At 57.3% G+C, this 15,087-nt stretch carries 11 protein-coding genes and 6 tRNA genes; 6 read left to right on the forward strand and 11 right to left on the reverse strand.

Annotated features, from left to right (window positions below; translation table 11 throughout):
* Positions 1-84: 84 nt before the first annotated feature.
* Complete coding sequence (locus H2Z84_RS09470) at positions 85-2,460, forward strand: 3-hydroxyacyl-CoA dehydrogenase/enoyl-CoA hydratase family protein (RefSeq protein WP_181835771.1); 2,376 nt, start codon at positions 85-87, stop codon at positions 2,458-2,460.
* A 66-nt stretch (positions 2,461-2,526) separates the two neighbouring features.
* Complete coding sequence (locus H2Z84_RS09475; protein WP_181835772.1) at positions 2,527-3,729, forward strand: acetyl-CoA C-acyltransferase; 1,203 nt, start codon at positions 2,527-2,529, stop codon at positions 3,727-3,729.
* Positions 3,730-3,836: 107 nt separating this feature from the next.
* Here H2Z84_RS09475 and H2Z84_RS09480 read toward each other — a convergent pair whose 3' ends face one another.
* Entirely contained in the window at positions 3,837-5,276 is a 1,440-nt protein-coding gene (locus tag H2Z84_RS09480) for a cyclic-di-GMP receptor FimW-related protein (RefSeq protein WP_258869352.1), read from the reverse strand.
* Positions 5,277-5,485: 209 nt separating this feature from the next.
* Here H2Z84_RS09480 and H2Z84_RS09485 point away from each other — a divergent pair, with 209 nt between their 5' ends.
* Entirely contained in the window at positions 5,486-7,687 is a 2,202-nt protein-coding gene (locus tag H2Z84_RS09485; protein ID WP_181835774.1) for a patatin-like phospholipase family protein, read from the forward strand.
* A 76-nt stretch (positions 7,688-7,763) separates the two neighbouring features.
* On the opposite strand, the gene trpC is transcribed toward H2Z84_RS09485, so the two are convergent.
* The 4 genes from trpC to yjgA form a co-directional block, all read right to left on the reverse strand.
* A complete protein-coding gene (trpC, locus tag H2Z84_RS09490; RefSeq protein WP_181835775.1) occupies positions 7,764-8,564 on the reverse strand; it encodes an indole-3-glycerol phosphate synthase TrpC in 801 nt (266 codons plus the stop codon).
* A 118-nt stretch (positions 8,565-8,682) separates the two neighbouring features.
* On the reverse strand, positions 8,683-9,669 hold the full coding sequence (locus tag H2Z84_RS09495) for a YheT family hydrolase (RefSeq protein ID WP_181835776.1): 987 nt from the start codon (positions 9,667-9,669) through the stop codon (positions 8,683-8,685).
* Positions 9,669-10,250 carry a molybdopterin adenylyltransferase gene (mog, locus tag H2Z84_RS09500; RefSeq protein ID WP_181835777.1) on the reverse strand — a complete coding sequence of 194 codons (582 nt, stop codon included), beginning with the start codon at positions 10,248-10,250 and terminating at the stop codon, positions 9,669-9,671. Before mog ends, H2Z84_RS09495 begins: the two co-directional genes overlap by 1 nt.
* Positions 10,250-10,816 carry a ribosome biogenesis factor YjgA gene (yjgA, locus tag H2Z84_RS09505; RefSeq protein ID WP_181835778.1) on the reverse strand — a complete coding sequence of 189 codons (567 nt, stop codon included), beginning with the start codon at positions 10,814-10,816 and terminating at the stop codon, positions 10,250-10,252. Before yjgA ends, mog begins: the two co-directional genes overlap by 1 nt.
* Before the next feature lie 126 nt (positions 10,817-10,942).
* Between yjgA and pmbA the strand changes: the two genes are divergently transcribed.
* From pmbA to H2Z84_RS09520, 3 genes are all read left to right on the forward strand, one after another.
* On the forward strand, positions 10,943-12,301 hold the full coding sequence (pmbA, locus tag H2Z84_RS09510; RefSeq protein ID WP_181835779.1) for a metalloprotease PmbA: 1,359 nt from the start codon (positions 10,943-10,945) through the stop codon (positions 12,299-12,301).
* 228 nt (positions 12,302-12,529) lie between these two features.
* On the forward strand, positions 12,530-13,669 hold the full coding sequence (locus tag H2Z84_RS09515; protein ID WP_181835780.1) for a patatin-like phospholipase family protein: 1,140 nt from the start codon (positions 12,530-12,532) through the stop codon (positions 13,667-13,669).
* 60 nt (positions 13,670-13,729) lie between these two features.
* Positions 13,730-14,224: a disulfide bond formation protein B gene (locus H2Z84_RS09520; RefSeq protein ID WP_309545464.1), complete on the forward strand. Its 495-nt coding sequence runs from the start codon at positions 13,730-13,732 to the stop codon at positions 14,222-14,224.
* A 285-nt stretch (positions 14,225-14,509) separates the two neighbouring features.
* Here H2Z84_RS09520 and H2Z84_RS09525 read toward each other — a convergent pair.
* The 6 genes from H2Z84_RS09525 to H2Z84_RS09550 all read right to left on the reverse strand — a co-directional run bounded on the left by H2Z84_RS09525 (position 14,510) and on the right by H2Z84_RS09550 (position 15,036).
* Positions 14,510-14,586, reverse strand: a tRNA-Asp gene (locus tag H2Z84_RS09525).
* A gap of 5 nt (positions 14,587-14,591) precedes the next feature.
* Positions 14,592-14,667 (reverse strand) — tRNA-Val (locus H2Z84_RS09530).
* 26 nt (positions 14,668-14,693) lie between these two features.
* A tRNA-Asp gene (locus H2Z84_RS09535) sits at positions 14,694-14,770 on the reverse strand.
* 6 nt (positions 14,771-14,776) lie between these two features.
* Positions 14,777-14,852, reverse strand: a tRNA-Val gene (locus H2Z84_RS09540).
* A 27-nt stretch (positions 14,853-14,879) separates the two neighbouring features.
* A tRNA-Asp gene (locus H2Z84_RS09545) sits at positions 14,880-14,956 on the reverse strand.
* A 4-nt stretch (positions 14,957-14,960) separates the two neighbouring features.
* Positions 14,961-15,036, reverse strand: a tRNA-Val gene (locus H2Z84_RS09550).
* Between the last annotated feature and the right edge of the window lie 51 nt (positions 15,037-15,087).

The raw sequence follows: 15,087 nt of genomic DNA on the forward strand, positions 1-15,087 counted from the left end.
GGTGCAAGCCGCCATCAACCGACAGCAAGGCAGGCATGAGGGGCCTGCCCCATGATTGATGAGTTTCAACATAACGAGGAAACCATGTCTCAAACCAAGTTCAACGTACGCAAAGTGGCGGTACTGGGTGCTGGCGTGATGGGCGCGCAGATTGCCGCTCATCTGGTCAATGCCAAGGTGCCGACCATTCTGTTCGACCTGCCGGCCAAAGAAGGTAATAAAAACGGCATCGTGCTCAAGGCACTGGAAGGCCTGAAAAAGCTCAAGCCGTCGCCACTATCCAACAAGGATGCCGTTGGCTATATCGAGCCGGCCAATTACGAAGATCATCTGCATCTGCTGAAGGATTGCGATATCGTCATCGAGGCCATTGCCGAGCGCATGGACTGGAAGGCGGATCTGTACCACAAAGTGGCGCCTCATCTGGGCGAACACACCATTTTCGCTACCAACACTTCCGGTCTGTCGATCAACAAGCTGGCCGAGAGCTGTCCTGATTCGGTGCGCCCGCGTTTTTGCGGTGTACACTTCTTCAACCCGCCGCGTTACATGCATCTGGTCGAGATCATCCCGTGCGTAACGTCGGATGCGGGCATTCTGGATAATCTGGAGCGCTTCCTGGTGACCACCCTGGGTAAGGGCGTGGTACGTGCCAAGGATACCCCGAACTTTGTCGCCAACCGCATCGGTGTGTTCTCCATGCTGGCGACTATTGCCAATGCCGAAAAATTCGGCATCCGCTTTGATATTGTCGACGACCTGACCGGCCCGCGCCTCGGTCGTCCCAAATCCGCCACCTTCCGCACGGCCGACGTCGTGGGTTTGGATACTTTCTCGCATGTGGTGAAAACCATGGACGACACCCTGCCGGGTGATCCGTGGCATGGCCTGTTCAAGTCGCCGGAATGGTTGCAGAAGCTGATTGCCGCCGGTGCACTGGGTGCCAAGAGCAAGGTGGGCATCTACAAGAAAGACGGCAAGAAAATGTTCGTCTTTGATGCTGCCGCGGGCGATTATATTGGTGCCGGTCAGAAGGGTGATGATGCCGTCAAGGACATCCTGAAGATTGCCGATCCGGCGGAAAAATTCCGTCAGCTGCGCGCCAGCGAACATCCGCAAGCACAGTTCCTGTGGGCCTGCTTCCGCGATGTATTCCATTACATCTCCTACCATCTGGCTGATATTGCCAACTGCGCCCGTGATGTGGACTTTGCCATTCGCTGGGGCTTTGGCTGGTCGGTAGGTCCCTTCGAAACCTGGCAGTCTGCCGGCTGGCAGCAGGTGGCACAGTGGATTGATGAAGACATCAAGGCCGGCAAGACGCTGTCCTCGGCCGCACTGCCGGATTGGGCCTTGCAGGCCGATCGCGCTGGCGTGCACTTTGCCAATGGTTCCTACAATGCTGCCGGACAGAGTCTGGTAGGCCGCTCGACACTGGACGTGTACCAGCGTCAACTGGCACCTGCCCGTGTACTGGGCGAAGTTTCGGCCCCGTTGGGTGAAACTGTATTCGAGAATGATGGCGTGCGTGCCTTCACTACCGGTGATGAAATTCTGGTGGTGTCGTTCAAATCCAAGGCACACGCGATTGGTCCGGATGTGATTGATGGCCTGAACAAGTCGCTGGATATCGCCGAAGACCGTTTCAAGGGCCTGGTGATCTGGCAGACCGAAGAGCCGTTCTCGGTTGGTGCCGATCTGCAATCCATGCTGCCGGCTTTCATGACGGGCGACTGGGCAGCTATCGATACCACGGTGCGCCGTTTCCAGGACACCTCGATGCGCCTGCGCTATAGCCAGGTGCCGACTGTCGCTGCAACCCAGGGTTATGTATTCGGTGGTGGCTGCGAGTTTGCCATGCACTGCGACAAGACTGTGGCGGCGCTTGAGTCTTATGTTGGTCTGGTCGAAGTGGGTGTTGGCCTGCTGCCGGGTGGTGGTGGTTGCAAGGAATTCGCTCTGCGCGCGGCGCAGGAAGCCAAGGGTGACGTACTAGCCGCATTGAAGGATTACTTCATGGCGATTGCCACGGCCAAGGTGGCGACCAGTGGTCAGGAAGCACAGGAGATCGGCTTCTTCCGCAAGGGCGATCCGGTGGTATTCAATGCCTACGAGCTGCTGCATGTCGCCAAACAGCAAGCGCTGGCCATGGCCGAATCGGGCTATCGTCCGCCGCTGAAGGTGAAGGGCTTCCCGGTAGCGGGTCGTTCAGGTGCCGCTTCGATCAAGGGTTCTCTGGTGAATATGCTGGAAGGTCATTTCATTTCCCAGCATGACTTCTTCATTGCTTCGCAAATCGCCGATGTCATGACCGGCGGTGATGTTGAGGCCGGTACGCTGGTCAACGAGCAGTGGATTCTGGATCTGGAACGCAAGGCATTCATGACCTTGCTGCAAAACGCCAAGACTCAGGATCGCATTGCCAATATGTTGACCACTGGCAAACCGCTGCGCAACTAAACGAAACAATGCATCAGTCCGACGGCCGCGAGGGGCGGAGCCGTCGGCTGCAAGGAGATTGAAAAAATGGTTAAGCAAGTACAGGAAGCCTATATCGTCGCAGCCACCCGTACTCCGGTGGGCAAAGCACCGCGTGGCATGATGCGTCATGTGCGTCCGGATGACATGCTGGCGCATGTGATTAGCGGCGCGCTGGCACAGGTGCCGACGCTGGATCCGAAGCTGATTTCTGACTGCGTTGTCGGTTGTGCCTTCCCGGAAGCGGAGCAGGGCCTGAACATGGCGCGTATCGGCGTATTGCTGGCCGGTCTGCCCAATACCGTGGGCGGTATTACCATCAACCGTTACTGCTCGTCCGGCATCAATGCGGTGCAGATGGCTGCGGACCGCATCCGTTTGGGTGAGGCTGACGTGGTGATTGCTGCTGGTGCCGAGTCGATGTCGCTGGTGCCGATGATGGGTAATAAGGTGTCGCTGAACCCGGAAATCTTTGCCAAAGATGAAAACTACGCCATTGCCTATGGCATGGGTCTGACAGCAGAAAAAGTGGCGCAGCAGTGGGGCGTATCGCGGGAAGATCAAGACGCCTTCGCGGTGGAATCTCATCGTCGTGCGCTGGCCGCTATTGATTCCGGTGCCTTCAAGAGCGAAATCACCCCGTTGGAAGTGACCTATCGCACACCGAATCTAGAGACTGGCGAAGTCATCAGCAAGACTCGTGTACTGGATACCGACGAAGGTCCGCGTCGCGAAACCACGCTGGAAGGCCTGGCCAAGCTGAAAACCGTGTTTGATGCCAAGGGCTCGGTGACTGCAGGTAACTCTTCGCAGATGTCCGATGGTGCTGGCGCGGTGATCCTGGTGTCCGAGCGTGTGCTCAAAGAGTTCAACCTGGTGCCGCTGGCGCGCTACGTGACCTTTGCGGTCAAGGGTGTACCGCCGGAAATCATGGGTATTGGTCCCAAGGAAGCCATCCCTGCCGCTTGCCAGCAGGCTGGCATCACCCAGGATGAGCTGAAGTGGATCGAACTGAATGAAGCCTTTGCCGCACAGGCCTTGGCAGTGACCCGTGATCTGGAGCTGGATACCAGCAAGATCAACCCGCATGGCGGTGCCATTGCGCTGGGCCATCCGTTGGGGGCTACCGGTGCCATCCGTACCGCCACGCTGGTACATGGCATGCGCAATGCCGGTCAGCAAGGCTATGGCATGGTGACCATGTGTATTGGTACGGGTATGGGTGCCGCAGGCATTATCGAAGTGCTGTAAGGCTGTGTAGTCTGCTCGTCAAAACGCCCGCGATTGCGGGCGTTTTGTTTGCTTTACCTTATGCTGCTCTTTAAGCGCTGGCCAGTATGAACAGCATGACTGTGCTGTCAGTCCACTTTGGACAAGGTGTCGAAATCGCTATTGCAGCAATCTTCAAATTCTTGCTGCGGATTTTTCAGGCGAATCAGATAGGACTTGCCCTGTGCGGTGAGGACCTGCTCACGGCCCGGCTCGGCGAGTGGCTTGGGCATCAGGAACCAGCGCTGGCTCTTGCGTGAGTTGGGCTGGGTAATGTAAATCGCGGTGACGGGCTGGTCGCGATTGCCTGCCGGGTCACTCAGCGATACGCCGACTGGACTCTGTCCCAGAATTTCTATGCCAACCTTGGTGCCATTTTGCTGGCGCAGAATCCGACGGATGGCTCCCAGCAGTAAGGGGTGGCTTTCAGTCTTTACCAGTACCAGCCGGCCGATGGCCAGTTGCTCCACGCTCTTGCCGACGAAGGTCAGCCCCATGCCACTGCTGCTGATGTCGTTGACTTTCCAGTCCTGAGTTGGCGTGGTCTGGCTGCTTTCAATATCCTGAATTTTGATGGTAAATGCTGCGCGCTCGAAGCCGATGGTGACTTGGGCATTGGAGCTGTGCAAGGAGCGTTCGGATTTGCGTAGCGATTTGCCGCCATCATCAGACCAGCGAACGGCCAGCTTTTCACACAAGGCCAGCCACTCTTCCCGCTCCAGTTTGGCATCCAGCGCTCTGAGCGAGGCTGGGATGGTACGGTCGAGGTCGAACATCAGGTCAGCCAGGCGACTGGTTAGATCGCCGGTTGACCAGTAGCGCAGCCATTTGCCGGCCATGCCGCGCAGCAGGGGCTGCGGGTGCTCTGGCATGCTCAGGTTGATGACAAATACCGGCTCTTGTGCCGGAGCCTGTTTTTCCAGGCGTATGCCCTGGCTTAGCGGCATCATCATCTGGTCGACTGCGATGATCTCGCGGTGCAGCATATTGTCAGTCTGTGCCAGATACAACATGCAGCCCTGCAATAGCAGTTGTTCACAGCTGACTTCGACAGAGGAGTCGGGGTACAGCATGAGCGGAGTGCGGGCAACGCCGGCATCCTCCGCCTGCATGTAGAACCGGAAACCCTGCTGCCAGACAGAGCCTTCCGGCTTCAGATAACGCAGCGAGTTCCAGGCAATCAGCCGCATCTGGTGATGCAGGCCACGCGCCGTGATCAGCCGGATGTCGGCTTCCATGGCATTGTTGGGAGAGGCCTGATACAGGCGCAGGCAAATCTGGTAGGCGTTGGCCAGCTCATGCCAGAAAGCCAGAATGGTGGGCAGGTAGTTTTTGCTGCCGGGGGCGGCAGCCAGAAAGTCCTGGCACAACTGGTGATGAATGTTGTGGGCCTTGTCATCGACATAGACCAGGGTCTTGATGCGCTCCTTCAACGGGATATCGGTATCCGCGTTGATCTTGGAGACGGCCTTGATGATTTCAACCAGGGCAGTAAAGTATTCTGCCTGCGGCAAATCTCTCACCAGCATGGTCGCAGATTGAGCGATACCGGATGCCAGGGAGTTTTTAGTGAGCAGGGAACTGACCAGAGATTTAAAATCGAACATTGTGCCTTAAGCTTTATTGGGCTCTATGTTTTGTCGAATGTATGTCACTATATCTTACGTCACCGTGCAGCTTAGGTGAAATAGTAAATTTCCGTTTTTTACTGAATATGCATCCTTGTACAAAAAGAATTTTGAAATTTTCGCTCAAATTGCTGATTCTGGCGCTGCCACTATTCGTCGCCGTGCCGCAGGCTCGTGCTTTCGAACTGGCCGATGACGAAGGGGTGGGGGTGGTGCTGGGCGGCGGAGGCGCGCGCGGCTTTGCGCATCTGGGGGTGCTGCGCGAATTGCAGCGCCTGCATATTCCCATTCGCTGTATTGCTGGTACCAGTGCGGGTGCGCTGGTGGGTGGCATGTATGCCAACGGCTTGGATCTGGATCAGATGGCTGCAGATTTTCGCGATGCCAATTGGGATCAGATGCTGTCCGGGCGCCTCCCACGCACCGATATTCCCTATGACAAGAAGCGTGATGATTACAAAAACTATCTTGATGTGACCTTTGGCCTGCAGGATGGGCAGTTGCGTGTACCGCGCAGTGCCATCAATTCGCAGGAAATCGAGATGTTCATCCGCAAACTCACTCGTGATCGTCAGCTTGATACCTTCGAAAAGCTGCCCATTCCTTTCCGGGCGGTGGCCACAGATTTGGTCAATGGCGAGGCAGTGGTGTTCGACAAGGGCCCGTTGGCTGAGGCTTTACGGGCTAGCATGGCGGTGCCAGGCTTGTTTGATTTGGTGGAAATCGATGGCCGGCTGCTGATTGATGGCGGCTTGGCGCGCAACCTGCCGATTCAGGATGCGCGGCAATGTGCACGGCATCTGATTGTGGTGGATGTCGGCACACCGCCGTTGAAAAAGGACCAGATCAACAGTCTGTTTGATGTGGTGGCGCAAACGTCAAATCTGATGGTCAGTCGTAATGTCAGGGAGCAGATGGCTTTGCTGCACGCTGATGATGTGTTGATCCGCCCGGATTTGAAAGGCTATAACGCTGCCGATTTTGTGGAAAACCAGGGCATCATGCAGCGTGGCAAAGCAGCCGCGCTGGCTCAGGAGCAGGCGCTGAAGCGTTTTTCTGTCAGTGCCGAGCGTTATGCGGCATGGCGTGAGCGCTTGAAGTTGCCGGCCTATCCCGTGGTGGACGATGTCCAGGTTAAATCGGACAGCCGCTTTGTCAATGCCAATGGCTTGGCAAACAGTGTGGCGGGCATGAAGGGTGAGCAGGCGGTTGATGATGTCCGTGAAAAGCTGCGCGAGTTGTTTGCTGCTGGCGATTATGATCAGCTGAGTTATGCCATCGACTCCCGCAATGGGCGGAACATCATGACCGTCATGCCGTTGGAAAAGAATATTGGCCCCAATACGGTACATTTCGGGCTGAGCCTCAATAGTTCGACGCCTGGGGATTCCAACTTCAGCTTTCTGGCGGCGCACCAGCGTAACTGGCTGAATCCAGCTGGTGGTTCGTGGCGTAACGAGATGGTCATTGGTAAGGATAAGCTGTTCAAGACCGAGCTGTATCAGCCATGGTCGTATGACAGCCCCTTGTTTGCGGCGGTTTCCCTCAGCTACCACCAACAGCCTTTGTCATTTTATGATGACAATCACATAAAATATGCTGAAGTGAGCAACGATATCACCATGTTCAATGCCGATGTCGGTACCGTGCTGGGGCGGTATGGTGAGCTGCGTCTTGGGCTGTTTGATTCGCGGGTAGGGAGCTATCTGTCATTGGGCGATTCCGCATTGCTGAGTGGTACGGTCAATCACAGCTATGCTGGGGTGCGTGGCAAATTGGTGATTGACCAGTTTGACAATCCGCGTTGGCCGCGATCTGGGTATTTCATGAATGCCGTACTGACCTCGTCCTTGCCAGCCATGGGTAGCTATACCGCCAGTCGCGACTATGATGCGGTGGTGGAGGGGGTGAAAACCTTTGGCGACCTGACATTCCGGCTCACTGGCAAGGCACGTGGCATTGTCAATCGCAAGCCGGATGACTACCGCTTGGAGTCGCTGGGGGGCTTTTTGAACCTGACTGGTTATCAGGCTGGTGAGTTGCTGGGCGAGAAAGTGGCCTTGTCACGGCTGATGGTGTACTGGCGCGCATCGTCGCTGCCATCGGCCTTGGGTAGCGGCCTGTATGCCGGGGTGTCGGGCGAGGTGGGGCGCGTGTGGGGTAATCCCTTCGATGGCCACACAACCCAATGGATCCCTGCTGGGTCGGTGTTCCTGGCGGCAGATACCATTTTTGGCCCATTCTTCCTGGGTGTGGGCAATGCCAAGAATGGCAAACTCAGCGGCTATGTCTATCTGGGTGCGGATTATTGAAATTGCAGATGTGAATACAAAACGGCCACCGCTTCGGTGGCCGTTTTGCTGTGGCGGTCTACGGGGAAGGCCAGCTTTAGTCTTGCGGAAAGAATAGCCCGGCTAGTGCTGCGCCCGGGTCGTCTTGGCGCATGAAGGCTTCACCCACCAGAAAGCTGTGAACCTGATGGCTGCGCATCAGGCGCACGTCATCGGCGGTGAGGATGCCACTTTCAGTCACTGCGATACGGCCGTTGCTGATACCAGGCAGCAGTTTGAGCGTGGTGGTCAGGCTGACTTCAAAAGTGCGCAGATTGCGGTTATTGACGCCGATCAGCTCGGTATCCAGCTGCAGGGCCTGTTCCAGCTCTTCCTCATTGTGGACTTCGACCAGTACTGCCATGCCCAGCTCGCGTGACAGGGCTTCAAAATCGCGCATCTGCGCCAGCGGCAGGGCGGCGGCAATCAGCAGGATGCAGTCGGCACCCATGGCGCGGGCTTCGTACAGCTGATACTCGTCGACCATGAAATCCTTGCGCAGCACCGGCAAATGGCAGGCGGCACGGGCAGCTTCCAGATAGGCGGCATCGCCCTGGAAATACTGTTTGTCAGTCAGTACCGACAGGCAGGCTGCACCTGCTGTTGCATAGCTGGCGGCGATGGCGGCCGGGTCGAAGTCGGCACGAATCACGCCCTTGCTCGGGCTGGCTTTCTTGATTTCGGCAATCACCGCCGGCTGGCCCAACACATGCTTGGCACGGATGGCGGCGACAAAGTCGCGTTTGTCGGTAGCACGCAGTTCGGCCGCACGGCGTACTTCAGCCAGTGGGCGGGTTTGCAGGGCAGCAGACACTTCCTGATGCTTGGTGGCGACGATGGTATTGAGGATGTCGGACATTCTGTAAGCCTGTGGTAATGCGTTCAGCCAAAACGGACATCATGCAGAACTGTGCCGGCTTTGGCAATCTTGCCGCAGTTGCCTGGTTTAGCGGAGTCGTCTCGATGGGCGGCTGACGCTAAGGTTTGGCTAGCGGGTTTGTTGCCTGGCTGCTGCTGTTTTGCAGATGGGGCAGGAAGAAGTCGAGCAGACGCTGTGGCAGCCAGTGGATATGGCCGGGAAAACGCCCGCTGACAAAGCCGACATGGCCACCATGCGGCGGGAAGTCCAGCTCCACGGCCGGACTTACGTCGGCTAGAGTGGGCAGGGCAGATGCGGGCAGGAAGGGGTCATTGCGGGCATTCAGTATCAGCGTCGGGCAGCTGATTTGCCGCAGACGTGGCTTGCTGCTGGCGCGTTGCCAGTAATTGAGTGCCGAACCATAGCCGTGCAGCGGCGCGGTGACGACATCATCAAATTCGACAAAGGTGCGCGCGCGGCGCACCCGCTTGGCGTCAAAGAGTCCCGGATGCTGGCGCAAGGTGGCCAGTGCCTTGGGCTTGAGGGTATTCATGAACATGCGGGTATAGAGCAGCTTGCCCAGCCCCCGGTCCAGTCGGGTGCTGGCAGCTACCAGATCCAGCGGGGCAGAGATGGCGGCTGCGGCACGGGGAAGGGCGGATGGGCCTTCTTCAGCCAGGTAGTTCAGCAGCATGCTGCCCCCGAGTGACACCGCCGCTGCCGCCATTGCCGGATAACTGAGTGCCAAGCGTTGCAGTATCCAGCGGATTTCTGCCGCATCGCCGGCGTGATAGGCGCGTGGCAAAGGATTGTCCATGCCGCCGCAGCCGCGAAAGTGCGGTACGACGCCATGCCAGCCACGTGCAGCTACTGCTTGCATCAAGGCGCGGGCGTAATGGCTGTCACTGCTGCCTTCCAGGCCATGAAACAGTACGACCAGCGGGCTGCCTGGGCTGCCATCGACAAAATCCAGCGCAATGCTGGCACCATCCGGGGTCGGCCACTGCTCGCGACGATAGCGTGGTCGTGGCGTGCGTAGCATCAAGGCTGGCCAGATGGTTTGGCTATGACCGTCTGGCAGCCATGCCGGAGCGCGGTAGGACATCAGGCCGAGGCGGGTTTCTGTGCCGACTTGGGGCGGAAAGCCTTGACTACCTGCGGCACGGTTTCGACATATGGGCCGCCGATCAGGTCGAGGCAGTAGGGGACCGCAGCGAAGATGCCGGAAACCAGAGTTTCACCCTGTTCGCTTTTCAGTCCTTCCAGTGTTTCCTTGATCGCCTTGGGCTGGCCGGGCAGGTTGAGGATTAGCGTGCTTTTGCGAATGACGCCGACCTGGCGCGACAGGATGGCCGTCGGCACAAAGCGCAGGCTGATCTGGCGCATTTGCTCGCCAAAGCCAGGCATTTCGCGGTCAGCCACGGCCAGGGTGGCATCCGGGGTGACATCGCGCGGAGCCGGGCCGGTGCCGCCTGTCGTCAGCACCAGATGGCAGCCTTCTTCGTCCACCAGCTGGCGCAGGGTTGCCTCGATTTCGGCCTGTTCGTCCGGAATCAGCCGGGTGACGGTGGCAAACTGGCTGGCCAGCGCTTGGCTCAGCCAGTCTTGCAGGGCAGGAATGCCCTGGTCCTGGTATATGCCGCTACTGGCGCGATCAGATACCGATACCAGACCGATTTTCAGCATTACTCATCTTCTCCATAAGCATCATCCTCGGCGCTATCTGCCTGTTGGCGAGGTTTGCCAGGCTCCGGGATGGCTTGCTTGATCAGCTGGAACAGCAGGCGGAAGGATTTGGGCGGCTTGTTCTCGGCCTGTTCCTTACGCGCATTACGAATCAGTGTGCGCAACTGCTGCGGGTCGGTGCCGGGGAAGTCGTTGATGAAGGCGGCCGACATCTTGTCATCGCTCATCAGGCGTTCGCGCCAGCGCTCTAGCAAATGTTGCCAGGCGATGTGCTCGGATGATTCGCCCTTGATCACCAGCAGATACTGGCGGATCGGTTCTGCATCGATGTCGCGCATCAGCTTGCCGATATACTGCAACTGGCGGCGCAGTGCGCCATGGGCGGTAAAGCGTTTGTAGTCCAGAATGGCAGTCAGCAAATCCTCCGGCAGCTGCATTTTCTTCAGCGTATCCTTGGAGAGTTCGACCAGCTCCTTGCCCAGATCCTGCAGCGCGTCCATGTCGCGTTTGCGCTGGGACTTGCTGATCATGCCGTCAGGCAGGCTGTCGTCCTGGTAATCAGTCATCGTTCAAAAGTCTCTACGGTTTTCAAGGCTGGTATGATACCGGAAAAGACGTGTCGCTTCCCGTGCAAACACGTCTGAGGCGGTGGTGGTGGGCTGCATCGCCGCATCGGCAAGGCAAAATACATCATGGTAGATAAGACATTGGCAGACAACACATTCAGTTTCAGCAAAGACGTATTAGCAGGCATCGCCAGTCGTGTACTGGAACTGGCGCAGCAGCATGGGGCTTCTGCCGCCGAGACCGATGTTTCCGAAGGGCTGGGCCAGACGGTCAGCGTGCGCCTGGGCGAGGTGGAAACCATCGAGTACAACCAGGACAAGGGTGTATCGGTCACCGTGTATCTGGGGCAGAAAAAAGGCCATGCCAGTACCTCTGATTTTTCCGATGTGGCGCTGCAGGATACGGTGAAGGCTGCGCTGGATATTGCGCGCTTTACCGCTGAGGACGAGTGCTCCGGGCTGGCGGACCGGCAATTGCTGGCTACTGATTTTCCCGATCTTGACCTGTTCCATCCCTGGAGTCTGCCCGTTGAACAGGCGATTGAGCTGGCGCTCCAGTGTGAAGACGCAGCCAGGGCTGTGGATGCGCGCATCCGCAATTCGGAAGGCGCTTCGGTGTCGGCTCAGGCCAGTCATTTCATCTATGCCAACAGCCATGGTTTTCTTGCCGGCTATCCCGGCAGTCGTCACAGCATTTCTGCTGCGGTAGTGGCAGAAGAGGGCGGCTCGATGCAGCGCGATTACTGGTATTCGGCTGCGCGTCACCCTGCAGATCTGGACGACCCGCTCAAGATCGGCCGTATCGCCGGTGAGCGGGCAGTGCGTCGGTTGTCTGCTCGCAGAGTGAAGACCGGGCAGTACCCGGTGCTGTTCGAGGCACCGGTGGCTGCATCCTTGTTGGGTCACCTGGTATCGGCCATCAGTGGTGGCAATTTGTATCGCAAGTCTTCTTTCTTGCTGGATTGTCAGGGGCAGCAGATTTTCCATCCCAATATCACGGTTGATGAGGATCCGTTTGTATTGCGTGGTATGTCGAGCGGTGCTTTTGATGGCGAGGGGGTGGAAACCTCTGCGCGCCGACTGATTGATCAGGGGGTGTTGCAGGGCTATATGCTGGCCAGTTACTCGGCACGCAAGCTGGGTTTGCAAACTACCGGCAATGCTGGCGGTCCGCATAATCTGCTGGTGCATAGTACGGGCGAAAGTTTCGACGAGTTGCTACAGCAGGTCGGAACCGGCCTGCTGGTTACTGAGCTACTGGGGCATGGCATCAATACCGTCACCGGCGATTATTCGCGTGGGGCGGCCGGCTTCTGGGTGGAAAATGGCGTGATCGCCTACCCTGTGGAAGAAATCACCATTGCCGGTAATCTGCGCGAAATGTTCCAGCACATGGTGGCAGTGGGTACGGATACGCTGGCGCGTGGTGGCAAGGTGATGGGCTCGGTGTTGATCGAGACGATGACGGTGGCGGGCGAAGGCTGAGAGCCGGTTTACGACCTGCTGAACGATAGGTCGGGCAAGGCGAAAGGGCATGAAAAAGCGTAATGGACACGGTGTCCATGAGCATGTTGAATGACTTTTCACAGGGTCGCCCGAGCCGCGCAGAGCGTAAACAAGTTATTAGGCCAATGTGGTGTGGCTGCTTGTCAGAGCAGCCGTTTTCCGACTATGCCTATAACAACAGATAATGCATCCACAGCGAGGTGCAAGATGGCGGGGAAGAGCAAGATCGGACTGGTACTGTCGGGAGGCGGTGCCCGCGCTGCTTATCAGGCAGGCGTATTGCTGGCTATTTCGCGCCTGCTGCCGGAGCCGGAGCGCAATCCCTTTCCCATTATCTGCGGCACTTCGGCTGGTGCGATCAATGCTGTGGCAGTGGCTGCCGGTGCGGGGAATTATCGTCAGGCGGTGCGCTATCTGGCGCAGATGTGGAAGCAGTTGCACATCAATAACGTTTACGATGCCAGCCTAAGTTATTTTCTCAAGACCTTTTTCCATTTCGGCATTTCCATCGCTACCGGTGGGCGGGGCTGGCGTAATCCGCGCAGCTTTCTGGATAATGCGCCATTGCGCGATTTTCTGGCCCGTACCATGCCACTGGATGGTATTCAGGATTCGCTGGAGCAGAATGCCCTGCAGGCGCTGGCCCTGACCGCATCCTGCTTCAGTACCGGCATGTCGGTAACCTTTTTTGAGGGGCAGGCCGGCATTAATGAATGGTCCCGCCATCAGCGTTTGGGCGTACGTGAGAAAATCTCGCTGGATCATCTGATGGCCACTTCTGCCATTCCGCTGATCTTTCCCTCGACCCAGATTGGCAAGCTGCACTATTGCGATGGGGCGATTCGGCAGATGACGCCCTTGTCGCCGGCCTTGCATTTGGGCGCACAAAAGCTGTTTATTGTTGGCCTGAGTAGTCAACGACCGACAGGGGTTGAGCGCCGCACGACTGGTGCGGCACCCAGTCCGGCGCAAATATTCGGCCATCTGCTCAATAGTGTCTTCACCGATAGCATGTCAATGGATATGGAGCGCTTGTTGCGGGTGAATCACACGGTTTCTTTGCTGGAGGGGAATCAGGAGCTGTGTACGCAAACCAGCCTCAAGCAGGTGGATATTTTCATGCTGAATCCCAGCAAGTCGCTGGAAAGCATCGCCTACCAGTACGCGCACGAATTCCCGCCAGTATTGCGCTTTCTGATGAAGGGGGCGGGCGGTACGCGCCAACGCGGCATGACACTGGCGACATATTTGCTGTTTGAGCCGGGTTATTGCCGCGCGCTGATTGCGCTGGGTTACAAGGATGCGCTGAATCAGCGCGAAGCCATTAAGCAATTTCTGGAACTTTGAGTCTGTAGCAAAATCTCAGAGCTTTTGTATTTCAGCCTAAAACATAAACAAGGGGATGTTGTGAGTATTCGTTTATCGCGCCGACAAGGGTTCTTTCTGGTGGCAGCCGGCTGCGCCGCCGCCATGGGTTTTGCCCTGTATTCGCAGTATGTCTTGCAGTTGGAGCCTTGTCCGCTGTGTATTTTCCAGCGCGTTGGTGTCATTGCGGTTGGTCTGATTGCCCTGCTGGCAGCTCTGCATAATCCAGGTCGTGGTGGCTATCGCGTGTGGGCCGGCCTTGGTGTGTTGGCTGCGCTGGCGGGAGGTGCGGTTTCTGTGCGGCAGTTGTGGTTGCAGAGCTTGCCGGAGGATCAGGTACCAGCGTGTGGGCCTGGGCTGGATTATCTGATGGAAACTTCGCCGCTATGGGATGTGCTTTCCAAGGTGTTCAAGGGGAGTGGTGAGTGCGCCAAGGTGGATTGGACTTTCCTGGGGCAGGCGATGCCTTTCTGGGTGGCGGTGTTTTTTGTCGGCGTTATTGTCATGCAGCTCTGGCTGGCCATGCGCAAGGATTGAGCTGAGCCAACAATAGCAGCCCGTTTGGCTGGATTGTAGTGCCAGTAGTCAAGCTTCTGTAATGCGGCGTGACGCAATAGAACCCGACACTGTCGGGTTTTTTTGTGTCAATGGCTGATTGGGCCTCTCTGTGTGAATCTCGTGCTCCTGCTGGGGAAGGGGGCCCGCTCATGGTATTGCGATGGATGGCGCGCATCAAAATGGGTGTCTGGTCTTGGTGGGGGCGTTGTGGGAGGTAGTGAATGCAAATGCAAAAAAGCAGCCTATGGCTGCTTTTTTTGATATTGGCGGAGTGGACGGGACTCGAACCCGCGACCCCCGGCGTGACAGGCCGGTATTCTAACCAACTGAACTACCACTCCAACCTTGGTGGGCGTTGACGGAGTCGAACCGCCGACATTCTGCTTGTAAGGCAGACGCTCTACCAACTGAGCTAAACGCCCGAAAAGGGTTACTACTTTTAAACTGTTGGCGGAGTGGACGGGACTCGAACCCGCGACCCCCGGCGTGACAGGCCGGTATTCTAACCAACTGAACTACCACTCCAAACCTTGGTGGGCGTTGACGGAGTCGAACCGCCGACATTCTGCTTGTAAGGCAGACGCTCTACCAACTGAGCTAAACGCCCGAAAAGGGTTACTGCTTTGTAAACTGTTGGCGGAGTGGACGGGACTCGAACCCGCGACCCCCGGCGTGACAGGCCGGTATTCTAACCAACTGAACTACCACTCCAACCTGGTGGGCGTTGACGGAGTCGAACCGCCGACATTCTGCTTGTAAGGCAGACGCTCTACCAACTGAGCTAAACGCCCGAAAAGGGTTACTACTTTTAAACTGTTGGCGGAGTGGACGGGACTCGAACC

The organism is Aquitalea aquatica, from assembly GCF_013911085.1.
Classification (GTDB): Bacteria; Pseudomonadota; Gammaproteobacteria; order Burkholderiales; family Chromobacteriaceae; genus Aquitalea; species Aquitalea aquatica.

Bases quoted from the DNA above. Each gene is read 5' to 3' on its own strand.
- H2Z84_RS09515 (WP_181835780.1), top strand. From the start codon at position 12,530: ATGGCGGGGAAGAGCAAGATCGGACTGGTACTGTCGGGAGGCGGTGCC.
- pmbA (WP_181835779.1), top strand. From the start codon at position 10,943: ATGGTAGATAAGACATTGGCAGACAACACATTCAGTTTCAGCAAAGAC.
- H2Z84_RS09475 (WP_181835772.1), top strand. From the start codon at position 2,527: ATGGTTAAGCAAGTACAGGAAGCCTATATCGTCGCAGCCACCCGTACT.
- H2Z84_RS09470 (WP_181835771.1), top strand. From the start codon at position 85: ATGTCTCAAACCAAGTTCAACGTACGCAAAGTGGCGGTACTGGGTGCT.
- yjgA (WP_181835778.1), bottom strand. From the start codon at position 10,816: ATGACTGATTACCAGGACGACAGCCTGCCTGACGGCATGATCAGCAAG.
- H2Z84_RS09495 (WP_181835776.1), bottom strand. From the start codon at position 9,669: ATGTCCTACCGCGCTCCGGCATGGCTGCCAGACGGTCATAGCCAAACC.
- trpC (WP_181835775.1), bottom strand. From the start codon at position 8,564: ATGTCCGACATCCTCAATACCATCGTCGCCACCAAGCATCAGGAAGTG.
- mog (WP_181835777.1), bottom strand. From the start codon at position 10,250: ATGCTGAAAATCGGTCTGGTATCGGTATCTGATCGCGCCAGTAGCGGC.
- H2Z84_RS09480 (WP_258869352.1), bottom strand. From the start codon at position 5,276: ATGCTGGTGAGAGATTTGCCGCAGGCAGAATACTTTACTGCCCTGGTT.